A 24124-nucleotide genomic window follows, 5' to 3' on the forward strand; every position below is an offset into this window, starting at 1 on the left:
GGAGGATCTCTTGTATATGCGTTATTGGGATTATAATTTAAAAGTTCGTCTCATTGGCGAAGCGATGTTTAATTTACTGTATTGGATGTACTTTCCGTTTATTGCCCTCTATTTCAGCATGGAATTGGGAAATCATGTAGCAGGGTTACTTATGACCGTCCCTCCGATCATAAGTATGTTAGGGAGCTTGATTGGAGGTAGCCTAGCCGACAGTCTGGGAAGAAGACCCATGATGTTAGTTGGGTCGACTCTTCAAGCAATGATGTTCATAGCATTTGCGATGTCGTGGTCTCCGTGGCTTGATTACCTTGCTTTTATCGGCATTGGCTTAGGCGGTGCCATGTACCGACCACCTAGTGCTGCGATGGTAGCCGATTTAATTCCAGAGTCAGAACGTCGCCAAGTATTCGCGACCTTTACGACGGCAAAAAACATCGGAGCTGTACTCGGTCCAGGACTTGGAGCGATTTTTTTCTTTCAATATCGATCTGAACTTTTATGGACTTGCGCGATCGTATTGCTCGCATACACATTCGCGATATTTTTCATTGTTAGGGAAACGAAGCCGAATTCGGTTCATGAAAAAGCTTCGATTGGAACAATCATTATACAACAATGGAAAGAGTATCATATTATTCTTCGTGATAAAATATTCGCGATTTACCTATTGGCAGGCGTATTTTTTGTAGTGACGGTTATGCAACTCGATTTATATTTGCCTGTATACTTTGTGGAGCATGTCCCATCTCAAACGCTTATTCACTGGAACGATTGGTCATTTAACTTAACCGGTACAGAAGCTTTTGGTTGGATATTAGGATTGAATGGACTGTTATTTGTTTTATTCGTATTACCTGTTACAAAGTGGTTAAAAAATTGGAAAGAACGGGATGTCTTTATTCTCTCATCATCTATATCAGGAATTGGAATGCTTGCATTAGGGTTTCACACAAATATTTGGTACTTATTTATTGTGACGATTATTTTTACCTTTGGAGAACTGATGCGCTCGCCCGTGATGGAGAGCTTTGTCAGTCATTATGCACCTCCTGACGCGAGAGGAAAGTACATTGGTGCAGATAATTTACAATATACAATTGGAAGGTTTTTAGCTCCAATCACCGTCTTTTTATCTGAATGGGTTGAACCTATGGGAATATTAGGTTTATTATTTATTTTTTCGTTGATAAGTGTGTTTCTATATTCGAGGTTGTTTAAAATGTACCAAGCTATTGACAATTAAATCTAAAGGAGTACAATAGATTTCGTACTGATTGACCGAATTAGACATTTGGTCAGAAGAGGTGACGAAATGGCTGTTGATAGAAGACAACTAATTGTTGAAGCTGCAACTAAGTCCTTTTCCTTGTTTGGTTTTAAGGCAACGACGATGGAGCAAGTCGCAAAAATTGCGAATGTAGGAAAAGGCACAATCTATACTTTTTTCAAGACAAAAGAAGAGCTTTTTGATGAGATTACGAATAGTCTCATTAAGGAGATGAAGCTTGCTGCAGAAGAATCGATTGATGAATCTAAATCTTTTCAAGATAATGTTCACCGAGCATTATACCGAATTTTGGAGTTTCGCCTTGAGCATCAGCTGACGATTAAGCTATTCCAAGAGGGCAGAGAAATGAGAACACCAGCTGTCATGGAAGTGATTGAGCGAATCGAAAAAGCCATTTTGAATTTTATTAAAGATAAGATTAAATTGGCGATTGAGAAAGATGAAATTCAACCATGTGACCCGGAGCTTACTGCGTTTGTCATGATTAAGATGTATATTGCCCTAATTTTTGATTGGGAAAAAAATCATCAGCCTTTAACCAAGGAAATGATCGCAAAAACATTGGAACAACATATTTTTCAAGGGTTGTCAAAATAGATAATCCTTCCTTTTTGAACAAAAATGACCAAATGAACAAAACGGTCAATAATTATGGAGGTTAAGAATGAAAGCAGAATTACGTCAACTTTTCACAAATAAGAAACTCTTAATCCCTGTAATTGCAATATTGTTTATTCCGATATTATATAGTGGCATGTACTTATGGGCCTTTTGGAATCCGTATGGTCACCTTGAAGATCTTCCGGTTGCGATCGTAAATGAAGATAAAGGTGCCACATTTGAGGGAGAACAGTTAAAACTAGGGGAAGAATTAGTCGATAAATTGAAGGAAAATCATGAATTTGACTATAAATTTATCGATAACGAAGAAGCCTATAAGGGATTGGAAGAAAGAAAGTATTATTTACTTGTAGAAATTCCTGAGAATTTCTCAGAAAATGCGACTACTTTATTGGATGAGAAACCGAAGAAGTTAGAATTGATTTATGTTGCAAATGAAGGTACAAATTTTCTAGCTTCGCAAATTGGTGGAAACGCAATGGAGAAGATTAAGAGTTCAATTTCGGAAAAAGTTACCGAAACCTATGCTGAATCAGTGTTCGCGAATATTGAGGAGCTAGCAGATGGAATCGAACAAGCAAGTGAAGGTGCCGGAAAGCTCACAGATGGTTCTATTGATTTAAATAACGGTACGAAGGAACTTCATGAGCATCTGGTGGAATTGGCTAGTAAATCGATTGAGTTTAATCAAGGTATGAACAGTGCCAACTCAGGTTCCACAGATTTAGCATCTGGGATTACAACGCTGAATGAAGGCTTAACAGAATTAGGAAAAGGACATTCACAGTTAACGGCGGCTTCGAAGGATATTGCAGAAGGGAATACTGAGCTTGCAAAAGGAATTTCTGATGCTAAAGCAGGGATTGATCAGATGGATCAGAAGCTACCTGAAATGACGTCAGGAACTGAACAGCTTGCTCAAGGGGCAGAAAATTTATCTAGTTCTTTGAATACATGGAGCACAGAGGCACAAAAAGTGAATGGTGGATTGAGTTTGCTTCAGCAAAAGCTTGCTGGTGTCATGGCCGGAATGGAGCCAGCTGAGAGACAAGAGCTTCAGGCACTTTTAGCTAATCTCCAAACAGGAGCAACACAATTGTCCGAATCAGCTGGGGTTATTTCAAATGGTGCAGCAGGACTTGCTGGAAATTTAAATACTCTAAGCGAAAAACAGGGAGAACTTGAACAAGGTGTTCATCAACTAGCTTCAGGCAGTGCCATGCTTCAGGCAGGTTCAGATAAAATTCTTGCAGGAGAAGAACAATTCCAGGCAGGAATGACGACTTTTGATCAGAAATTAGCAGAAGCACAATCGGGTGCAGGTAAACTTGCGGAAGGTGCTTCAAGTCTACAAAGTGGTTTGAATGAATTAACACAAGGAACGGAAAAGATTACAAGTGGTGCAAGTCAATTGGAAGATGGTGCAGGCAAGCTTGCTGATGGGACAGATGAGGTTGCAGCAGGAAGCAAGGAATTATCTGAAAAGCTTGCTGATGGAGCGAAGGAAGCAACATCTGTTGATGCAGATAAGGAAACCTACAATATGATGGCTAATCCAGTAGAAATTAAGGATGAAAAAATCAATCATGTACCCAACTATGGTACTGGATTTGCTCCATACTTTTTGTCACTGAGTTTATTCGTTGGGGCATTAATGATTTCTATCGTATTTCCATTTAGAGAGCCAGCGTCTGTTCCTCGAAATGGAATGAGCTGGTTCACAAGTAAATTTACGATTCTTGCAGGAATTGGAATTGTTCAAGGTTTAATTGCAGCTGCCATTTTGATGGGAGTATTAGGGTTAGAGGTTCAAAATATTACATTGTTCCTATTGTTTGTCGTTGTGACGAGTCTTACCTTTGTCGCATTAATTCAATTTTTTGTAACACCACTTGGAGATCCAGGAAGGTTTGTTGCCATTCTTATCTTGATTCTCCAATTAACAACAAGTGCAGGGACATTCCCATTAGAATTAATCCCAGGATTTCTTCAGAAAATCCATGCGTTTTTGCCGATGACTTACTCGGTTCAAGGATTTAAAGCGGTCATTTCTAGTGGAGACTTTGGATTTATGTGGCATAACCTTTTCATTTTGTTAGGTTTTATGTGCGTATTTATTGTTGGAAGCTTACTATATTTCCGCTTCAAGCATAAGCGACAATTTTATGTGTTAGCTAAAAAAAGGCGAATAAAAAAAGGCCAGCTGTTATGAAACAGCTGGCTTTCAATTTGGAAGGGATTATGGAACAAAATGCAGGCGCAAATTGTTTCCAGTAAAACATGGATCTATTTGAGACAATTTCACAATGATTTTAAAAAACGAACAGTTAAGCTGGGGACTATCTAAGTTCGTTTCTTAAACTGTTTCATTATGAAATAGATTCAAATACTTAAAATAATAAAATTATAGATTTATAACACCTTGGCAATGATCGCATTGGTTGCTATAGCATTCGTGTTGTTCTTCAATCTTGGCCCCACAGTTGCTGCATTCCTTGGCTGGTAAATTCCTGAAAAATTCAACGATGCTCTCAATCATTTGTACTGCCTCCTTGTGTTGTTGGTGTTTGAAACAGTTTAACTATTAACTTAATTGTATTATAACAGTTAGGTGAGTGTCAATCCTGATTTTATAAATTTTAAAACAAATACTTTATAATATAAGTTAGACAAAAGTTTCAATTGAGGAGGTACTATTTTGAAGTTAACAGTTATCGGTTTTTGGGGTGGTTATCCAAAAATAAACGAAGCGAGCACAGGCTATTTACTGGAGCATGACGGGTACCAATTGCTTCTTGATTGTGGGAGCGGGGTCCTGTCGAAAATGCAGAATTTTATTGAGCCAGAGGACCTCGATGCCGTTCTTATTTCTCATTATCATGCTGACCATATTGCCGACATCGGTGTCCTGCAGCACGCTCGTATTATCAAAGATTTTCTAGGTGAGAAGCCAGAAACACTCCCAATCTATGGACATACCTTAGACGAATATGAATTCGCCAAGCTAACTCATAAAGGGATAACAGAAGGAGTTGCCTACGACCCGCAAAAAACTTTAAAGGTTGGTCCTTTTGCGGTACAATTTTTAAGGACGAATCACCCAGTCCCATGCTTCGCAATGAGAATTGAAGCGGGAGGAAAAGCGCTTGTTTATACAGCGGATACTTCCTTCAAGGATGAGTTTATACCTTTTTCCACTGATGCTGATCTGTTGCTTGCAGAGTGCAATTTCTTTAGCCATCAGGATGGTCGTAATGCTGGTCATATGAACAGCACAGATGTAGGGAAATTGGCGAAGGAAGCAGGGGTAAAACAGGTGATTCTAACTCATCTGCCTCAATACGGTGAGCTATCGAAATTAGTTCAAGAGGCAGGAGAAATCTACAATGGCCCGATTGCGTTAGCAGAATACGGGAAAGTTGTAACATTATAAGGAGATGACATCATTGTTATTTATTGATAACAAGGGGATCACAGATCCTCAAATTAATTTAGCGATAGAAGAGTATGCGTTAAAGAATTTAGATATTAACGAAACGTACCTGCTTTTTTACATAAATGGCCCTTCTATTATCATAGGTAAAAATCAAAATACGATTGAAGAAATCAATACAGAGTATGTTGAAGCAAACGGAATTAAGGTTGTCCGTAGACTTTCTGGTGGTGGAGCGGTTTATCATGACTTAGGAAATCTAAACTTCAGCTTTATTACAAAAGATGATGGAGAGTCTTTCCACAATTTTAAAAAGTTTACGGAGCCGGTTGTGGAAGCTTTGCATAAGCTTGGCGTGCAGGCTGAACTAAGTGGACGGAACGACATTGTTGTCGATGGTCGAAAAATTTCTGGAAACGCTCAATTTTCTACGCGCGGAAGAATGTTTAGCCATGGTACATTAATGCTTGATTCAGAAATTGATCATGTTGTATCTGCATTAAAAGTGAAGAAGGATAAGATTGAGTCAAAAGGGATCAAATCAATTCGAAGCAGAGTTGCGAATATTTCTGAGTTTCTTACTGAGAAGATTTCAATCGAGGATTTCCGTGCTTTGTTACTAGAGAATATCTTTGGTGGAAAAGAAAATATTCAAGAGTATGTGTTAACTGATGAAGATTGGAAAAATATCCATGAGCTTTCAAAGGAACGCTATCAAAACTGGGATTGGAACTATGGAAAATCTCCTAAATTCAATCTTCAGCATTCGCATCGTTTCCCTGTTGGCGGTATCGATGTACGTTTAGAGGTCAACAAAGGGATCATCGAAAACTGCAAGATTTTCGGAGACTTCTTTGGCGTAGGTGATGTTGCAGATATTGAACAGAAGCTAATCGGACTTCGCTACGAAAAAGCAGAAATTGAACGAGCAATGGAAGATGTAGATATAAAACATTATTTTGGAAATATAACAAAAGAAGATTTCACAACATTAATCTACTAACGATGTCATCTGGCATCGTTTTTTTATTTCGGCTAAATTGTCTGATAAATAGGTGAATCGACGTTTAATATTTTAAAAATTCATTTATGTATGCGTTTTCTCTTGTGTATATAATTTTCTTTCAATATAATATATTTAGAAATTTATTTTATTTGTGAACATTTTCGCGAGAGTTTGGAAAACAGCATGAAGATACACTCCTCCTAGTCATCCTAATAAGTTTTTTGCGGGAAGGCCTTCACAACAAACAAAGGGGATGGAGTAGATGAATTTATCTTCTCAACTGCATGAAACAGCAAAACGATTACCTCAAAAACCAGCATATTACTTTATGGACCAATCAAGTACGTATGCTGAACTGGATGGGGCAATTACAAAGTTTGCATCAGGATTAGAAAAGCTCGGAGTCAAAAAAGGGGATCATATTGGATTATTATTAGGAAACTCGCCATTTTTTGTCATTGGCATGTACGGAGCACTACGATTAGGTGCGACGGTTATCCCGATCAATCCAATCTACACGCCAGATGAAATCGGATATATTTTGAATAATGGGGACGTCAACACGATTATTGCACTTGATTTAATGGTACCTTTAGCTGAAAAAGTACATCATGCGTTGCCAATGGTGGAGAACTATATCATTTGTGAAACACCACAAGGAAAAGAAGCGAATGTGGACGTAACGCAACTATCTGTTTTTCCAAAATTGAAATCGTTTACCGATGTATTAGCTACAGGAGAACTAAGTTTTCAAGGACCAGAACTAGATGAGGATGATGTGGCAGTTATCTTGTATACTTCTGGAACGACCGGGAAGCCAAAAGGGGCTATGCTTACCCATAAGAATCTATATTCCAATGCGAGAGATGTTGGCATTTACTTGCATATGAATGAAGATGACCGGATAATCACGACGCTTCCAATGTTCCATGTATTTTGTTTGACTGTTTCATTGAATGCACCATTGTTAAGTGGAGCGACGATTTTGATTGATCCAAAGTTCAGTCCAAAGGAAATTTTCCGATTAGCAAAAGAATATGAGCCTACAATCTTTGCTGGCGTTCCTACAATGTATAACTTCCTCTATCAATATCCAGAAGGCGATCCAAAGGATTTAAAATCTTTAAGATTATGTATTTCTGGTGGAGCGGCAATGCCTGTTGCTCTTTTAAAAAGCTTTGAAGAAAAGTTCAACGTTATGATTTCCGAAGGCTACGGATTATCAGAAGCTTCACCTGTAACATGTTTCAATCCACTTGATCGTCCGAGAAAAGCAGGATCTATCGGACAATCCATCGTTCACGTTGAAAATAAAGTGGTCAATGAGCTTGGGGAAGAGGTTCCACCTGGGCAATCGGGAGAACTGATTGTACGTGGTCCGAATGTTATGAAGGGTTATTACAAAATGCCTGAGGAAACAGCTGCAACGATTCGTAATGGCTGGCTCTATACAGGAGATATGGCGACCATGGATGAAGAAGGTTATTTTTACATTGTGGACCGTAAAAAGGATTTAATTATTGTCGGTGGATACAATGTATACCCTCGTGAAGTGGAAGAGGTTTTGTATAATCATTCTGAAATTATTGAAGTTGCTGTAATTGGTGTTCCTGATCCAAATCAAGGCGAAGCAGTAAGAGCCTATGTTGTTAAAAAGGATCCTAGTCTAACTGAAGAAGCGGTGCTTGCTTATTGCCGTGAGCATTTAGCGAAATATAAGGTTCCGAGTGCGATCGAATTTTTAGAAGAGCTTCCAAAAAATACGACTGGTAAAATTTTGCGCAGAGCACTGAAGGATCAAGTCACTAAAAGTTAATTATTTTTGGCGTTTCCAGTATGAGTGGAAACGCCTTTTTATGTGGAAAGAAAGGGATCTAGCAGGGGGATCTAGAAGTTAAATTAAGATTCCCTCTGTGAGAAATTACATTTTATCTTCATGAAAATTATCATCAATGATTTAAATTTAACAATACTATTCAATTCGTGGGCTTTGTGTAAATTTGTAAAAATATGTAATTTTCCTGAGTGGTAGATCATAAATTATGAACGACTACATTCTGTATTAAATTAAATGGTAAATTTGAATATGAAATTTTCAAAGTTGTTTTCTGTTTTAATCATCTTCCTTATTAAATGAGAAGGAGATACATTTTGTGAAACCATATCATAAATTATCTAAACAGGAAAAGTATACAAGGGTAATAAGGTGGATACCCTTATATGTTATCGGAATAGTGGTTTTTTTATTGGAAATTAGATTTTTGGCTCGCAACAGTTGTAACGATTATCTTAATTGCTCTAACACTGATTCAATTATATTTCTTGAAGAGGGATACGTTAGTAAAAAAATAATTTCCTAGTAAAAGAGGTTCAAATCGTATTGATTTGAATCTCTTGTGCGCTTGGCAGCGCATTTCTCTAATGGGTGAAAGTCCCTTACATGCCGTTGTGGCGGAAGTGTATAGCTGATGGGTAGTGCAGGTACTGTGAAGTTCTGTGCGGAGGACTCAAAGGCAAATCTCGGAACAGGTGGCATTTACCATGTTGGCTGGTAGGGTTGGAGTACCTTGCAAGAGATGGGGCAGTCCAATCCACAAATGCAATAAGACCCTACAAGTTATGAGGACTGGCTTCGAGAGAAAGAGAGATGACGTGACCCAAGGAGGTCTCATCTTCTTCACTTTAGTGGTAAGCATATTTCAAAACCCGGATGGACTAGAAAGATGTTACGGAAGGTGAGAAGTCAGAGCAGGGGATAGTAGTGAATAAACTTACCAGAAAGGCCACAAAGGTAAGTGACTTATCACAACGTTGATAAGACAAACATTGACCCAAAAGGCAGTGATTTGATGCGAAGCCCGTCTGTCCATGAAAGAAAAGGAAAGCACTAATAGACTCTACATGTACCGAACAGAAATCGAGGAGGCAGATAGCCATAGATTCGAGACCGAATAGAAAGTAGGTTGTTTGGGGCGGAGTACTAACTTGATAACCATCCAGTGCACAACTATTCAGATGGTTTAGAGAATAGGAATGATACGAATACATGAAGGAATCTAAGAGAACGCTGAACTTACGTGCAGTAGAGAGGAAAGAAAAGAAAAGGAAATGGTATAGTCTCATCGACAAAATATGGTCCATCCCGAACTTGGAACAAGCCTTTCGTGAAGTGAAGAAAAATCGGGGTTCACATGGGATAGATAAGGTAACGATAAAGGATTATGAAATCAAATTGGAGCACAACTTAAGAGTGCTTCAACAATCGTTAAAAGAAAAGACGTATCGAGCGAGACCAGTAAGAAGAGTATATATACCTAAAGCTGATGGAACACAGAGACCGTTAGGAATACCGACTGTACAGGACCGAATCGTCCAAGCCGCAGTTAAGCAAAAACTAGAGCCTATCTTTGAGGAGAAATTTTTAGATTGTAGTTATGGTTTTCGACCTAATCGTAGTGCGCACATGGCGATTGAGAAAATCCGAAAGGATTTAATGGATGGATTTACATTCGTAATAGACGCTGATATCAAAACATACTTTGATACAATTCCTCATGAAAAACTAATTGAACTGATAAAGGAAGAAGTAGTAGATAGCAGTGTACTATCTTTACTTTTACAATTCCTTAAATCAGGAATATTTGAAAATGGAGTTGTTCACGAAAGCAAACATGGTAGCCCACAAGGCGGAGTGATAAGTCCGCTTCTTGCGAATATATACCTCCATCCTTTAGATGAACTCATGACAACACGTGGACATCGTTTAACCCGTTATGCGGATGACTTCGTCATATGTTGTAAGTCAAGGAAAGGTGCGGAAAGAGTCCTCCAATCTATAAAGAAACTCTTAGAAGAGGAACTCGGACTTACAGTACATCCAGATAAAACGAGAATAGTCGATAACATGGAGGAGCCCTTCACGTTTCTTGGTTATACCTTTAAACAAGCGTACTGGCATAAACCCTCAGATAAAGCTATAAAGAAGTTCAAGGATAAAGTCAGAAAAGCCACAAGTAAAAACCAGACCATTAACATGGCAGAATTCATAAAACATAAAGTGAATCCCATTATCAGAGGTTGGGGGAGATATTATGGCATTGGCTTTTCTGCGAAAATCTTCAAAGAATTAGATAGTTGGATTAGGCGTAGGCTTAGAATGGTTCAGTTGAGAAGTTGGAAGAAGATTAAAAAAACTCCATAAGGAGCTTAGGAAAAAGAAATGGAAAGATGAACTTCCGGGATTAAGAATGGATAGATGGAGGAGTTCAAAATCAACCCCTGTACACACGGCATTACCTAACAAATGGTTTCGAGAACTAAAGCTAGTATTTCTTGTCGACATTCACAAAGAACTGCATTCCCAAGAGGAATAACATGGAGGAGCCGTATGCGATGACCCGCACGTACGGATCTGCGAGAGGCGCATGAATTTTCATGCGCCTACTCTATTGTGCTTGAGGAAGCGAATTTCTCCGATGGGTAGTGCAGGTACTGAGAAGTTCTGTTCGGAGGACTTGCTAGCCTTTATAGCCGATATTCATAAAGAAGTGCATTCCCAAGGGTGATGAGCCATATGTATTGCCCGCATGTACGGAGCTGTGAGAGGCGCATGCAATTTTTCATGCGCCTACTCTATTTATTTGATTTAAGAAGGATTAGAGATATGGGAACGCGAATTTACTATTAAAATTCAGTTTGGGAGCGATTAAATGAACTATAAAGTTTTGATCAACATGGAGATAGAGAATCATGAAGTGCCTGAATTGCGAGCTTTGGTAGGATGGGGTAGACGCGATAAGGATTATCCAGCCATATTTGAGCGTTGTAATTTCTGGGCAGGGGTTCGAGATGAAAATCAGAAATTGATTGCCTTTGGTTATGTTTGTGGCATGGGCTTAGAGCATGGGTATATGGAGGATATAATGGTTCATCCTGAATATCAAGGGAATGGAATTGGAGTAGCGTTGGTAAAGGCATTATTGCAGGAGTCTGAACGATTTGGGCTTGGCATAGTAACCGTTACATACGAAGAAAAAAATACGAATTTCTACAAGACTTGTGGCTTTACTCCAGGAGCAGGTGGAGTTTGGCAAGTGGATTAGAAGTTTTCTTTGAGCTGGCTGGTAGTGACTGCCAGCTTTTATTTGTTTTATTAGCGCACTTTTAGCTAAAAAGAAGATTGATTGCCAAAAATGGACAGGTATCTATAAATCTGTCAGACAAAAGAGGTTTGTCTGACAAAAAAAGGTCAGATATCTATAAATCTGTCTATCAAAAAGAGTTGACTGACAATTATTTCAGACATTTTCTCATTTTGTCAACGAAATGAAATTTAATTCAATTCAACCCACCTTAACTCTGAACGGGCAATATCCTCTATAAGATCAAAAATAAACTCTTCTAATCTTATAATTATTATTTTCGAAAAATTTATAACTTTGTGTAAAAACACTTGAAATCCAATGGAAGGTAATTATATAATTTTAGTTAAATATTATTATTTAGCGCATAAAAGCATAAAAGCAACAAAGTGAAAGAAAAATAGGGGGATATAAAAGATGTTGAAAAAATTCAAAGCAGTAGCTGCTGTTGGAATGATGGGAGCACTTATTTTAAGTGGGTGTGGAGCCGAGGAATCCAATGGTGGATCTTCAGGTAGTGGAGATTCGGAAAAAACATACAAGGTTGGAGTTACTCAGATCGTAGAGCATCCTTCGCTAGATTTAGCAACAGCCGGATTCAAAAAGGCTCTCGAAGAATCAGGATTGAAAGTTGAATTTGATGAACAAAATGCTCAAAATGACTTAAATAATGCTCAAACAATTGCTACTAATTTTGTAGGTGATAAAGTCGATTTGATTTTTGCAAATGCGACACCAAGCGCGCAAAGTGCATTAAATGCAACAACGGAAATTCCAATCCTCTTCACTTCAGTTACGGATCCAATTGGTGCTGGCTTGATTGAATCATTTGAAAAGCCAGGTGGAAATGTCACTGGAACAAGCGATATGTATCCTGATGCGATTCCAAATACAGTCGATTTTATCGTCGAAGACTTTGGTGCTAAATCTATTGGGACGATTTATAACACAGGAGAACAAAATTCCAATGTTCAGGTAGAAGAAATTAAGAAGGCTTTGGAAGGCAAGGATGTCGAGTTGGTGGAAAGTTCAGTTGCAACAACTGCTGATGTAAAGCAAGCAGCTGAATCTTTAATTGGAAAAGTTGACGTCATTTATATCATTACTGACAATACCGTGGTTTCTGCACTAGATTCTGTTATTCAAGTTTCAAATGAAAACGACATTCCACTATTTGTAGGGGAAACAGATTCTGTTGCTAAGGGTGCTTTTGCTGCTTTCGGTATTTCTTACGAAGCAATTGGCTATGAAACTGGTAAAATGGCTGTTGAAATTTTAAAAGGCGAAAAGACTCCTGCTGATATTCCAGCTCAATATCCGACGGAAGTAAAGCTAGTCATCAATAAAAAGGCAGCAGAAGAAATGAATATTGAATTGAAGGAAGAATGGAACGATATTGCTGAGTTTCTAGAATAAAAGAGAATGCAAAGGGCTTCTACTTTTTAGTAGGAAAGCCCTTTGTTTAAATTCCACGAAAGGAAGATTTTATGTTTACGGCTATCTTTGGCTCTGTTGAAGCCGGTGCGATATATGCACTCATGGCTTTAGGGGTTTACTTATCTTTTAGAATACTAGATTTTCCTGATTTAACGGTGGACGGAAGTTTTGTTACAGGTGCAGCGGTTGCAGCAATGCTGATTATCGGGGGAACAAACCCTTTTGTGGCGACGGTTGCAGGATTTGTCGCAGGTTTTATTGCAGGGTGTATCACGGGATTGCTTCATACAAAGGGGAAAATTAATCCGTTACTTTCCGGGATATTAATGATGATTGCTTTGTATTCTATCAACCTAAGAATTATGGGCAGATCGAATATCTCACTCTTAAATCAAGAAACGTTGATTACGCAAATGACGGATTTTTGGAAAGGTCTTAAAATCGATGATGGTATACAGGCCCTCTTTAATTCCATCGGTCTATCTGCTTTTGTTCCTAAAACCTGGGGCATCCTCGTTATTATGCTTCTTTTAGCATTTGCGGTGAAAGCTCTGATTGACCTTTTCTTAAAAACAGATGTCGGCTTAGCGATTCGGGCAACCGGTGATAATGAAACGATGATTCGCAGCTTTTCTGCTAATACAGATTACTTAAAGGTACTTGGTCTTGGGCTCTCGAACGGACTTGTTGCTCTTTCAGGAGCGTTAATCGGTCAGTACAGTGGCTTTAGTGATGTTGGGATGGGAATTGGGATGATCGTCATTGGCCTCGCATCCGTCATTATTGGTGAAGCTGTGTTTGGTGCGAAAAGCATTGTACGAGCGACGCTTGCTGTCATCGGTGGAGCGATTTTATATCGTATAATCGTTGCTCTTGCCCTTAGAGTGGAGTTTTTAGAAACGGGGGATATGAAGTTAATTACAGCCATTATCGTGGTAGCGGCTCTTATCATTCCGAAAGTAATTGATTGGCAAAGGGATAAACAAAAGAAGAGAAAGAGATTACTAGCATCAAAGAAAAATATAAAAGCGAACGAGAAGAGTGGTGAAAGCCTTGCTGCAATTAAATCAGATATATAAAGTGTTCAACGAAGGAACGCCGGATGAAAAAATTGCTCTGGACCATGTTAATTTAACGCTTGAACCAGGCGACTTCGTGACGGTAATCGGAAGTAACGGTGCTGGGAAATCGACCTTGATGAATATGATTTCTGGGAAGCTAGTGCCTGACCTTGGAGTAATCAAAATCGACGGAACTGATGTTACAACGGTAAAAGAGCATAAACGTTCTCAATTTATAGGTCGTGTTTTTCAAGATCCGATGGCCGGCACTGCCCCGTCGATGACGATTGAGGAGAATCTAGCACTTGCTTATACAAGAACAAAATCGCGTGGTTTAGCAAGAGGCGTATCGAAAAAGAGAAGAGAATTTTTCAAAGAAAAATTGGAAATCCTTCATTTAGGATTGGAAAATCGTCTACAGGCGAAAGTGGGACTATTGTCTGGAGGGGAGCGCCAAGCTCTATCATTATTGATGGCCACTTTTACTGAACCGAAAATATTACTATTGGATGAGCATACGGCTGCGCTAGATCCATCTCGGGCAGAACTAATCACACGGTTAACGAAGGAAATTGTTGAAGAGTTTAAGCTCACGACATTAATGGTTACGCACAATATGGAGCAAGCGCTTGAACTAGGCAATCGCTTGATTATGATGGATAAAGGTCAAATCATTTTTCAAGCGAATGAAGGGCAAAAGAATCAGCTAACAGTTGATAAGCTCCTAGAGGAATTCCAACGTATTCGCGGTGAAAAATTGAGTAGTGACAGAACGGTGTTAATTTAATAATGAATGAAGTGCTGTCGAGTTTGCGACAGCACTTTGCTGTTTAAAGAGGAGTTGCTCCGATGTACGACTTCATTACGGATAATGCATCACCAACTGGAAGCTCGTCAACTCTGTACCATAATTCTTATAGCTATGAATTTTATTGGCTAGAAAACGAATGGAATCACCTGTAGATAGGACAAAGTGTTCCTCTCCAATACTCAACTCAAGCTCTCCGCTCATCACGGTGATGTGTTCTTCTAGCCCTTCATTATGTTTTTCAGAAATATGTGTGCAGCCTGGCTCAACCTCTACTGTGAAGATTTCGAACTTTTTTCGAGGGTCAAATGGAAAAATCGAATATACACGATAATCCCCATTACTCTCTGTCACAGGAGTAATGCTTTCTAGCTTCACGACTGTGATATTTGAATCTTCTTCCTGAATCAAGGAAGAAAAAGAGATCTGCAATCCTCGTGCAATTTTCCACAAAGTTGAAACTGTTGGGTTTGAATCTCCTCTTTCAATTTGCCCGAGCATCGCTTTGCTAACCCCTGTTAATTCAGCAATCTGATCAAGACTTGCGCCACGATTTTTTCGAATGGTCCTTAAATTATCTCCAATGTTTTTTTGAATGTTTTCCATTTTCTCCTCCGAAATCGTTGTATATTATAACGCACATATGTATAATATATTTTATCAGAATTTTTAGTTAAGTGCAAAAACGGTGTACAATGGAGGGGTGGCACATGTCAGAAATTGCTTTAAATAAATCGGGCACGGAATTTAGACGGGGGATGCAAGCAGGAATTAGTATTGGCATTGGTTATTTACCTGTTGCTCTAACATTTGGCTTGCTCGCCAAGACAACAGGGTTATCAATTGGTGAAACTTTATTAATGAGTTTGGCTGTGTATGCAGGAGCTGCCCAGTATATATCGCTGAGTCTGCTAGCGCTAGGTACAGGGACATTTGAAATCGTCTTAACAACTTTTATTGTGAATATCCGCCATTTTCTTATGTCAGCATCATTAAATGAAAAGAGTGAAGATGATGAGCCGATAATAAAAGCAGCCTATGCATTCGGGATAACGGACGAGACCTTTTCAGTTGCTGCAGTCAAAGAAGGGACTGTATCAGCAGGCTATATGTTCGGATTAAACTTAATCGCTTATTTAAGCTGGGTGATTTTTTCGGGAATCGGTCATGCGGTCGGTGCGAGTTTGCCACAAACATTCCAAGAAAGCATGTCGGTTGCTTTGTACGCGATGTTTGTTGGCCTGTTAGTGCCTTCAATGAAAAAAGGAGTGAAGGTTGTCTTTTTAGCTGTGTTAGCGGCTATTTTTAATACCGTTTTTACGATTACCAATGCTTTATCAACGGGATGGGCGATTGTCACTGCAACCTTGCTTTCAGCAGTGCTTGTTGAATTAATCGTGATGATGAAAGAAAGGAGGACAAAAGATGCAGAGTGAAATCGTCTGGATGATCATTGGAATGGGAGTTGTCACTTATATTCCAAGAATGCTGCCTTTTGTTCTTTTTCGCGGAAAGGAATTGCCTGAATTTCTTCAAGGGGTATTAAAAAATGTTCCGTATGCCACATTAGGTGCACTCATTTTTCCAGGAATCCTTTTTATTCACGAGGATATTTGGTATGGAATGTTAGGAGCGGCAGCGGCAATTATTATTTCCTTTCTCGGAGCCAATGTTATTGTTGTTGTATTAGGCTCAATTGCTGTTTTATCATTGTACTCTTTTTTCATATGAGAGCGAGCTTTTTTGATTAAATTTGGAAATTTTGAGATGCTAAGAGCAGTCTTAAGTTCTAAATTTAATTTTTTTTTACTAAAATGATAATAGATTGGTTGTCCAACGAGCAGTTCATTTTTACAACATGGAGGGGGAATGGGATGGCTAGAAAAATTGGATTATATGGCATTCTCGCGTATATCGTATATGGTCTATTCTTTTATTGGTATTTGTTCTATTTTGCTGATTCGAGTCTGCCTTTTGAATACGAAGGTTCGAGTGCAGATCCGGCAACTTTTCTGAATGGACGCGAGCTCACCCTAAGTGAAGAATACTCGAAAATACGAAATTTGTTATTTTTCTTAAGTACACCCTTTGAATGGCTCCTTTATATATTTGTTTTATTAACAGGGCTTTCGGGTGCTTTTAAAAAATGGGCAGGGCAGTCTTCAAAGTTTAAAATGATCCAAGTGGCGATCTATACCTTCTGGCTTTCCTTATTTGCTTATGCAGTTACGTTCCCATTAAGCTATATCAGCCATTCCTTATCGAAGTCCTATAATATTTCGACTCAATCGTTTCCATCGTGGATGAAAGATGAGTTGATTGATTTCTGGATTAACTATGGCACGATGCTGATCATAGTTGCAGTAGTCTATTGGTTAATGAGTAAAAGTCAGAAGCGATGGTGGCTATACGCATGGCTGTTGTCGGTGCCGTTCACACTTTTTGTGATGTTCCTTCAGCCTGTTGTCATCGACCCGTTATACAATGATTTTTACCCGTTAAAGGACAAGCAACTAGAAGCCAAAATATTGGATATGGCCAGTCAGGCGAATATTCCAGCTGAGCATGTGTTTGAAGTCAATATGGCGGAAAAAACGAATTCGTTAAATGCTTATGTTACTGGGATTGGAGCAAATTCGCGGATTGTCCTTTGGGATACGACGTTAAATCGGTTAACGGATGATCAAATTCTATTCATTATGGCTCATGAAATGGCCCATTATGTGGAAAAACATCTCTATATAGGGATAGCAGGCTATTTACTATTATCATTATTAGGGCTGTATCTAGTTGCTCGTTTGATGAATATCATAGTCGCTAAATGGGGAGAAGTCCTGAGGATTCCAAGAGTTAATGATATCCGTTCCTTTCCTTTGTTTTTGCTGCTGCTATCGGTCCTCATGTTTGCGGCTAGTCCGTTTTCCAATCTTGTTTCTCGCTATCAAGAATCGAGAGCGGATAAATACGCGATAGAAATGACTGATAATGTAGAAGCAGGAGTGACGACTTTTCAGGAACTGAGCAGAGCGGGACTCAGCCAGGTCAATCCACCACTTTTAGTGAAACTCTTTCGGTATGGACACCCAACAATGCTAGAACGAATTTCGATGCTTGAGGAGTATGAGCTTGAAAAGAGAAGAGAGAATCAGGAATAAGCAGAGTCCAATTGGGCTCTGTTTTTATTAATCTAAGAAAGTATACTCTACTTTGAGCACTGTCTAGCTCCAGCGCCTATCGCCTAGCAAACTTCGGGTCATTAGGTAAAAATTGAAGTACATTTTTACTACCTACGATAAGTCAACTATGAATTGCTCACGCAATTCAAGTTTCCTTTATCGAAAGAACATGCCCCTCCAGTTTGTACGGCAATGAGCAAGGCGTTTGCGCTTTTCTATTTTGAAACTTTTTCCAAAGAATATCGTAAGTAGTATTATCAATTTAGGGGGCGAAATTATGAGAGAACTAGATGATCAAATTATGGAGCTAAAACAAGAAAAATATTTAAAGGATAAGTTTCTTCGGAGATTAGAAGAGCTTCAGAGAGATCGGCAACACGAAGCTGATAACGGAAAAAGCTTGAGACTACGATTAGAAAAAGAATTAAAGGACGTGGATAAGCTCGAAGGTGTGTCCCTTTCAGGATTTTTTCATATGATTGCTGGAAAAAAGGAAGAGCGCCTTGAAAAGGAAAAAGAAGAGGCGTTTAAAGCAAGAATCCTGTATGAGGAGTCAAAGCAAAAGCTAGCAGAGTTGGATACAGATATTCATGCCTTAAATGCAAAGATTGAAGAGAGTGGGGATGTAGAAGAAAGGCTTAAGGCTGTATTGACGAAAAAAGAGCAGCTCATTCATGAATCCGATCCGGCTCTTAGTGCTCTACTCAATAATTTGACGGAGCAGAAGATAAATTTAGAAATGGCGTTAAAAGAACTGGATGAAGCAGAGGATGCTGCCCTACAAGCTGAAAATGCGTTGGAAAAGGCAGATAGTTCTTTGACGAGTGCGAAAAATTGGGGCTATATGGATATGGCTGGCGGAGGGCTCATGTCTACTTTAATTAAGAAATCTCATATGGACGAAGCAAAGGAAGTTTTGCACTCTGCTCAGTATTATTTGAAGCGCCTGCAAGCCGAGCTTAACGATCTTGGAAAGGAATTAACCACAAATTTGGAGGTATCTGATTTTCTACATATCGCAGATCTTTTCTTTGATAATGTTTTTTCAGATTGGATGGTTCAGGAAAGAATTTCGGCATCTGCTTCCCAAGTGGCACAATGTCTAGAACGATTGGATGTGTTACAGAGGGAATTAAAAGCAGAAAAGCAGCGTGTCCAAGTGGACCTACAGAAAGTGGAACAGGAACGGTTATCGTATCTTCATTCATGAGGTTAGGCCTGGAAATATAGCTCAAAAAAACAAAGCTGTCTCAAGAAAGGGCGAACCTTTTGAGACAGCTTTTCGCATGAGTAAATTTACGTGCCAAATTTTTTGTTCAGTTCCTTGTACTTTGTAGACAGCTGAAGGAAGGTTTTTTTGTCCTGCTCGTCAATGGCCTTGTCAATGCGTTTTGATAATTTTTCCTTCTCTGACTTGAGCAGTGCTTCTGATAAAATCATATCGATGTATAAGTTTAACACATAAGCTTCCTTTAACTTTTTGCGATTCATTGCACCGGATTTCATAAATTCTGTATAAGATTGTTCTCTCACCGAAATCACCCCTGATGCCTTTTTGATATTATAAAGGATTTTCGGTAAGCAATCAATCAAATTGTATAAAAATTTTGAAAAATAAAATGGAATAGTGAATGTTTTTTGAATTATTGGCAAAATTCGACAAAAATTCAAATTTCCTTGTTATGATAGTAGCGAAACTCTATATCAGATGTAAGTCCTGATAAAAGAGTTATTTGAGGAAAAAGGAGATGAATATATGGAAAATGGGAGGTTGCTAATTGAAGAATACGAGGTAAACTCTTCGACAATTATCTTGCTACCTATTGTGTACGGAAGTCGAATTTTTACAAAGATTCATGAGCTTGAAGAGGACTCAATTTCTCCATTCAAGCCCCTTGAGATTGTCAAGGAAAGCTGCTATAGCTTTGGAAGCACTTATGAGGGAAGAAAGGAGGCCGCTAGGAAACTTATAGGAGCGGTCCAAAAAGTTCCCATTGCTGTTTCCCCACTCATTTATTTGTTCCCAACAACATCACCTGAAAATCCCCATTGTGTTTGGGTAGCACATGAACATGTTGTCGATTACAAAAGAGGAGAAGAGCATTGTACGACGATTGTTAAATTCAGTAACAACCAGTATATCCCTCTTCCTATTTCGTTAAGTTCTTTTGAAAATCAGTTAATCCGCACCGTCATGCTTAAAACAAAGATTTTGAAAAGCAAAGATACCCCAACAGCAAAGACGATCTACTCAAGTAAGCTTCGAAAGTCAAATTCGGCGGAAGAACCAGAAAATTATTTTTGGTAAGACTGCTTCTTTTTAAATGCCAAGATGGGTTAAGTAAAACTCTAGCAGCTCCTGAACTTTGTTACGAATTCTTGGATTGAAGTAGTTATGGTGCTCTTCGTAACCCTTATAGAGAAACGTATACATAGTAAAGGCTTCGTCACGTTTTAATTCGAAAACCTTCAGATTGTTTTTTTTCATATATTGCTTAACCTGTGATAATTCATTTTGGATGGTCTTCATTGTTTTTTCAATGAGGTTTACATAAGGATCCTTCAGTTTAAAAGGACTCTTATGGATAACGGTCAAATCTCTATTTAAAATGGTGAGGACCATAGGCAGATAAATAGCCTTCTCAATGATATCCCGGTCTTCTTCAGGGATCCTCGTCATATTCATTCACCCCTTAACAGAACAAATGTTCGATTTTATTTTATAAAAATTATATGCAATTGGCAAGTGATTAATTCCACAAAGTGCAAAGAATAATTTCCCATTTAAAATCTGTAAAAAAAATGTTGAAAAAGAAGGATAAATTATTTCAATTATCGAAATAAAAGAGAAGCTAAAAAATGGAGGATGATTGAAATGACAAAAGGGTATTTAAAAGCAGAAGATTTATATAAGCTGAAATCAGTGGCAGACCCACGTCTAAGCAGTAATGGAAAGGATCTTGTGTATGTGGAGACAAAGATCTCTGAAGAGAAGGATGAATATGTTTCCAATCTTTATTACATAGATGTAGAACAGAAAACAACGCCTGTTCAATGGACATATGGGGAACACCGCAATCATTCTCCACGCTGGTCACCAGCGCAACAAGAAGTAGCTTTCGTCTCCAATCGCAGTGGCAAGAATCAAATTTACGTATTAAAAGCAACAGGTGGAGAAGCACGTCAAGTGACTGAGTGCACAAATGGAGCATCTAATCCAGTTTGGTCTCCAGATGGCAAAAAAATTGCCTTCAACGTTTCTCTAGGTGAAGAAGAACAACTAGTAGAAAAGGATAAAAAAGAAGAGAAAAAACTTGTTCCATTAGAAGTAGATAAAATGAAGTATAAATCAGATGCTGCTGGCTTCTGGAATGGAAAGTATTCACAAATTGCTGTAGTGGACCTAGAAACAGGCGACACAGAATTAGTGACAAAAGGGAAAAATGATTATCATCTGCAAGGCTGGTCACCAGATGGAAAACACCTAGCAGTGTCAACAGACCTCAACGAGGACTTAGATTTCTCCTTTGTGAGTGATGTGTATCTATTAGATATACAGACAAAAGAACTTGAAAAAATTACAAACAGTAATGGATACTTTGGTGGTGTTACGTGGTCTCCAAATGGAAGATACATTGGTCTTCTTGGACATGAAAGAGAGTATGACAATGCAACCCTAAGTAAGATTTGGGTGTACGATACAGAGCAAAAAGAACTTTCTTGTTTAACAGCTGAAACCGATTTATTGATTGGTGATTATGCAATTGGAGATTTTCAACAAGGAGCTGTTTCACCTGGTCTACTTTGGACTGAGAATAATGAAAGCTTCTATTTCCTTGCTTCTGATCATGGGAATACGGCGGTCTATTACGGCTCGCTACAGGGAGAATTGTATCCAGCCCTATTGGAAAATCAGCATGTGTATGGATTAACAACAGGTGGGACATTAAATCGAGCAGTAGTGGCGATTAGTAAACCAACATTGCATGGAGAACTATTCCTTCTAGACGTTCCAACAGGAAATCTAGAACAATTAACTGAGGTTAATAAAGAATACACAGATGAAGTGAAGCTAGCAGAAGTAGAGGAAATCGAATTTAAATCGAAGGATGATTGGGACCTTCATGGTTGGATCATGAAGCCAGCAAACTTTGAAGAAGGAAAGAAATATCCGCTTATTCTTGAAATTCACGGTGGGCCACATGCGATGTATGCCAATTCCTATTTCCATGAGTTTCAAATGTTAGCGGCAGAAGGGTATGCTGTGTTATACATTAACCCACGAGGCAGCCATGGCTATGGACAAAAATTTGTCGACGCAGTTAGAGGCGATTATGGTGGAAGAGACTATGCAGACCTAATGGAAGCCGTCGATTATGCTTTAGAGCAATACGACTTTATCGATGAAACGAAGCTTGGCGTAACAGGCGGAAGTTATGGAGGCTTCATGACAAACTGGATCGTTGGTCATACAAATCGCTTCAAAGCGGCAGTAACCCAGCGCTCCATTTCCAACTGGATTAGCTTTTATGGTGTAAGTGACATTGGCTACTATTTTAATGCATGGCAAATTAAGAGTGAATTAGAAGATGCGGAAACCTTATGGAAGCACTCACCACTTGCTTATGTGAAAAACGTTGAGACTCCACTTCTCATTCTTCATAGCGAAAAGGACTTCCGTTGTCCAATTGAGCAAGCAGAGCAACTATTTATTGCCTTAAAACATCGTAAGAAGGAAACAAAGTTTGTTCGTTTCCCTGAATCCAATCATGAGCTTTCACGAAGCGGAAAACCTAGTTTAAGAATTGCTAGATTAAATTACATTTTAAATTGGTTCCATGAGTATATTAAATAATAAGAAGACTAAACCGCAAAGCTTAAGTTTTGCGGTTCTTTTTATCTCAGGTAAATACTAGTCCTCCTTCAAATTAGAAAAATCCCTCAATTTTTGGTACTCTTGAATTAAATAAACTTCATACTACTATCGAATGAATATTTAGTGAAAATTTATCTGTCTAGTCATTTATAAGAGTTTATAATAAAGATACAGAAAAATGTGATAATGTTCGTTTTTGAACATAATAAATGATTTCTTATTAATTTCGAAACCTCTAGCGCAAAAAATATGTCCAATATAGTACGGAGTAAAATTTCTTAAATGAAAGGTATTTTTTAAATGAGATATGAGAGACAAGTGAAAAAGAAAAAAAGAAAATGGAAAGTGTTCCTCCTCATTATTTTGCTATTGGTGGTAGGGGCGATTATCTATAGTTATTTTCAATATAAACAAGGGGTATCGCAATCGTTAGACAAAGTAGATAACGAAACGATTGTACAGGAAGAATATGAATTTAACGGAGAAAAAGACCGTTATGGAGGAACGAATGTCCTTCTCCTTGGTAGTGATTCTCGAGGAGAGGAAAAGTCGCGGGCAGATACAATCATGGTTGCGAGATATCATCCGGATACAGGTTCTTATAAATTAATTTCCATTATGCGGGATACTTATGTCGAAATTCCAGGTCATGGTGAGAATCGGATCAACACCGCTTTTGCACTTGGTGGTCCAGAATTACTTAGAGAAACAATCAAAGAAAATTTTGACTTAGATATTCAGTATTATGCCATCGTGGATTTCCAAGGTTTTGTTCATTTGGTTGATGAGGCTTTTCCAAAAGGCGTAAGAATCGATGTTGAGAAAAAAATGTCTGAAAATATTGGTGTCACACTAGAGCCTGGTGTTCAATATTTAGATGGAGAGCATCTATTAGGGTATGTTCGATTCCGTCACGATGCCATCGGGGATTTCGGAAGAGTGGAGAGACAACAAAAGGTGGTCAAACAAATAGGTAGCCAGCTGACCAGCATTCAAACGATACCGAAGCTGCCGAAATTGATTGGTGTTGTCACACCTTTCATAAATACGAATATGGACACCGGAGATATGCTGTATATTGGGAAAGACTTTTTATCCAAGGAAAACCGCAATATCGATTCTTTAAGAATTCCAGTTGATGGTTCGTGGAATGATCCAACTATTAACAATGCATCAGTGCTCACAATCGACCTAGAAGAAAATAAAGCAGCGATTCATGATTTTCTTGTAGAACAAAAAAGCCCAATCGAATAAAAACAAATTCTCTCATATTTTTT

General features: G+C 38.6%; 22 protein-coding genes. 18 read left to right on the forward strand and 4 right to left on the reverse strand.

Annotated features, from left to right (window positions below):
• Positions 1-10 precede the first annotated feature (10 nt).
• From FAR12_RS11240 to FAR12_RS11250, 3 genes are all read left to right on the forward strand, one after another.
• Positions 11-1243, forward strand: coding sequence for an MDR family MFS transporter (locus FAR12_RS11240; protein WP_170972179.1), 1233 nt, complete (start codon positions 11-13; stop codon positions 1241-1243).
• Between the two features lie 69 nt (positions 1244-1312).
• Positions 1313-1885, forward strand: coding sequence for a TetR/AcrR family transcriptional regulator (locus FAR12_RS11245; RefSeq protein ID WP_126408764.1), 573 nt, complete (start codon positions 1313-1315; stop codon positions 1883-1885).
• 67 nt (positions 1886-1952) lie between these two features.
• Positions 1953-4121: a YhgE/Pip domain-containing protein gene (locus FAR12_RS11250; protein ID WP_126408765.1), complete on the forward strand. Its 2169-nt coding sequence runs from the start codon at positions 1953-1955 to the stop codon at positions 4119-4121.
• A gap of 192 nt (positions 4122-4313) precedes the next feature.
• On the opposite strand, the gene yhfH is transcribed toward FAR12_RS11250, so the two are convergent.
• The gene (gene yhfH / locus FAR12_RS11255; protein ID WP_126408766.1) at positions 4314-4448 is read right to left on the reverse strand and encodes a protein YhfH; all 135 of its coding nucleotides are present in this window, start codon (positions 4446-4448) and stop codon (positions 4314-4316) included.
• 159 nt (positions 4449-4607) lie between these two features.
• Here yhfH and FAR12_RS11260 point away from each other — a divergent pair, with 159 nt between their 5' ends.
• From FAR12_RS11260 to FAR12_RS11295, 8 genes are all read left to right on the forward strand, one after another.
• Positions 4608-5342 carry an MBL fold metallo-hydrolase gene (locus FAR12_RS11260; protein ID WP_126408767.1) on the forward strand — a complete coding sequence of 245 codons (735 nt, stop codon included), beginning with the start codon at positions 4608-4610 and terminating at the stop codon, positions 5340-5342.
• A gap of 13 nt (positions 5343-5355) precedes the next feature.
• Positions 5356-6345 carry a lipoate--protein ligase gene (lplA, locus tag FAR12_RS11265; protein WP_126408768.1) on the forward strand — a complete coding sequence of 330 codons (990 nt, stop codon included), beginning with the start codon at positions 5356-5358 and terminating at the stop codon, positions 6343-6345.
• A gap of 265 nt (positions 6346-6610) precedes the next feature.
• Positions 6611-8164: a fatty acid--CoA ligase family protein gene (locus FAR12_RS11270; protein WP_126408769.1), complete on the forward strand. Its 1554-nt coding sequence runs from the start codon at positions 6611-6613 to the stop codon at positions 8162-8164.
• 1230 nt (positions 8165-9394) lie between these two features.
• Positions 9395-10549, forward strand: a complete 1155-nt coding sequence (gene ltrA, locus FAR12_RS11275) for a group II intron reverse transcriptase/maturase (RefSeq protein ID WP_126408770.1) — start codon at positions 9395-9397, stop codon at positions 10547-10549.
• A 508-nt stretch (positions 10550-11057) separates the two neighbouring features.
• Positions 11058-11450, forward strand: a complete 393-nt coding sequence (locus tag FAR12_RS11280; protein WP_126408771.1) for a GNAT family N-acetyltransferase — start codon at positions 11058-11060, stop codon at positions 11448-11450.
• A 456-nt stretch (positions 11451-11906) separates the two neighbouring features.
• Complete coding sequence (locus tag FAR12_RS11285) at positions 11907-12905, forward strand: ABC transporter substrate-binding protein (protein WP_126408772.1); 999 nt, start codon at positions 11907-11909, stop codon at positions 12903-12905.
• Positions 12906-12976: 71 nt separating this feature from the next.
• Entirely contained in the window at positions 12977-14005 is a 1029-nt protein-coding gene (locus tag FAR12_RS11290) for an ABC transporter permease (protein ID WP_126408773.1), read from the forward strand.
• Entirely contained in the window at positions 13980-14774 is a 795-nt protein-coding gene (locus tag FAR12_RS11295) for an ABC transporter ATP-binding protein (protein ID WP_126408774.1), read from the forward strand. Before FAR12_RS11290 ends, FAR12_RS11295 begins: the two co-directional genes overlap by 26 nt.
• A 75-nt stretch (positions 14775-14849) precedes the next feature.
• On the opposite strand, the gene FAR12_RS11300 is transcribed toward FAR12_RS11295, so the two are convergent.
• On the reverse strand, positions 14850-15401 hold the full coding sequence (locus FAR12_RS11300; RefSeq protein ID WP_126408775.1) for a helix-turn-helix domain-containing protein: 552 nt from the start codon (positions 15399-15401) through the stop codon (positions 14850-14852).
• A gap of 104 nt (positions 15402-15505) precedes the next feature.
• Between FAR12_RS11300 and FAR12_RS11305 the strand changes: the two genes are divergently transcribed.
• The 4 genes from FAR12_RS11305 to FAR12_RS11320 all read left to right on the forward strand — a co-directional run bounded on the left by FAR12_RS11305 (position 15506) and on the right by FAR12_RS11320 (position 19181).
• Entirely contained in the window at positions 15506-16231 is a 726-nt protein-coding gene (locus tag FAR12_RS11305) for an AzlC family ABC transporter permease (RefSeq protein ID WP_126408776.1), read from the forward strand.
• Positions 16221-16526: an AzlD domain-containing protein gene (locus FAR12_RS11310; protein WP_126408777.1), complete on the forward strand. Its 306-nt coding sequence runs from the start codon at positions 16221-16223 to the stop codon at positions 16524-16526. Before FAR12_RS11305 ends, FAR12_RS11310 begins: the two co-directional genes overlap by 11 nt.
• Before the next feature lie 143 nt (positions 16527-16669).
• The gene (locus tag FAR12_RS11315; protein ID WP_126408778.1) at positions 16670-17950 is read left to right on the forward strand and encodes a M48 family metallopeptidase; all 1281 of its coding nucleotides are present in this window, start codon (positions 16670-16672) and stop codon (positions 17948-17950) included.
• Between the two features lie 298 nt (positions 17951-18248).
• The gene (locus FAR12_RS11320) at positions 18249-19181 is read left to right on the forward strand and encodes a hypothetical protein (RefSeq protein ID WP_126408779.1); all 933 of its coding nucleotides are present in this window, start codon (positions 18249-18251) and stop codon (positions 19179-19181) included.
• Between the two features lie 86 nt (positions 19182-19267).
• On the opposite strand, the gene FAR12_RS11325 is transcribed toward FAR12_RS11320, so the two are convergent.
• Positions 19268-19504, reverse strand: coding sequence for an IDEAL domain-containing protein (locus tag FAR12_RS11325; protein WP_126408780.1), 237 nt, complete (start codon positions 19502-19504; stop codon positions 19268-19270).
• 223 nt (positions 19505-19727) lie between these two features.
• On the opposite strand from FAR12_RS11325, the gene FAR12_RS11330 reads away from it, so the two are divergent.
• A complete protein-coding gene (locus FAR12_RS11330; RefSeq protein ID WP_126408781.1) occupies positions 19728-20279 on the forward strand; it encodes a competence protein ComK in 552 nt (183 codons plus the stop codon).
• A 12-nt stretch (positions 20280-20291) separates the two neighbouring features.
• Here the strand turns inward: FAR12_RS11330 and FAR12_RS11335 are convergent, their stop codons facing one another.
• Positions 20292-20651, reverse strand: coding sequence for a YhjD family protein (locus FAR12_RS11335; RefSeq protein ID WP_126408782.1), 360 nt, complete (start codon positions 20649-20651; stop codon positions 20292-20294).
• A 195-nt stretch (positions 20652-20846) separates the two neighbouring features.
• Between FAR12_RS11335 and FAR12_RS11340 the strand changes: the two genes are divergently transcribed.
• Entirely contained in the window at positions 20847-22826 is a 1980-nt protein-coding gene (locus FAR12_RS11340; RefSeq protein ID WP_126408783.1) for a S9 family peptidase, read from the forward strand.
• Between the two features lie 321 nt (positions 22827-23147).
• Entirely contained in the window at positions 23148-24101 is a 954-nt protein-coding gene (locus FAR12_RS11345; protein ID WP_126408784.1) for an LCP family protein, read from the forward strand.
• Positions 24102-24124 lie beyond the last annotated feature (23 nt).

Source organism: Bacillus yapensis, from assembly GCF_005280205.1.
Taxonomy (GTDB): domain Bacteria; phylum Bacillota; class Bacilli; order Bacillales; family Cytobacillaceae; genus Robertmurraya; species Robertmurraya yapensis.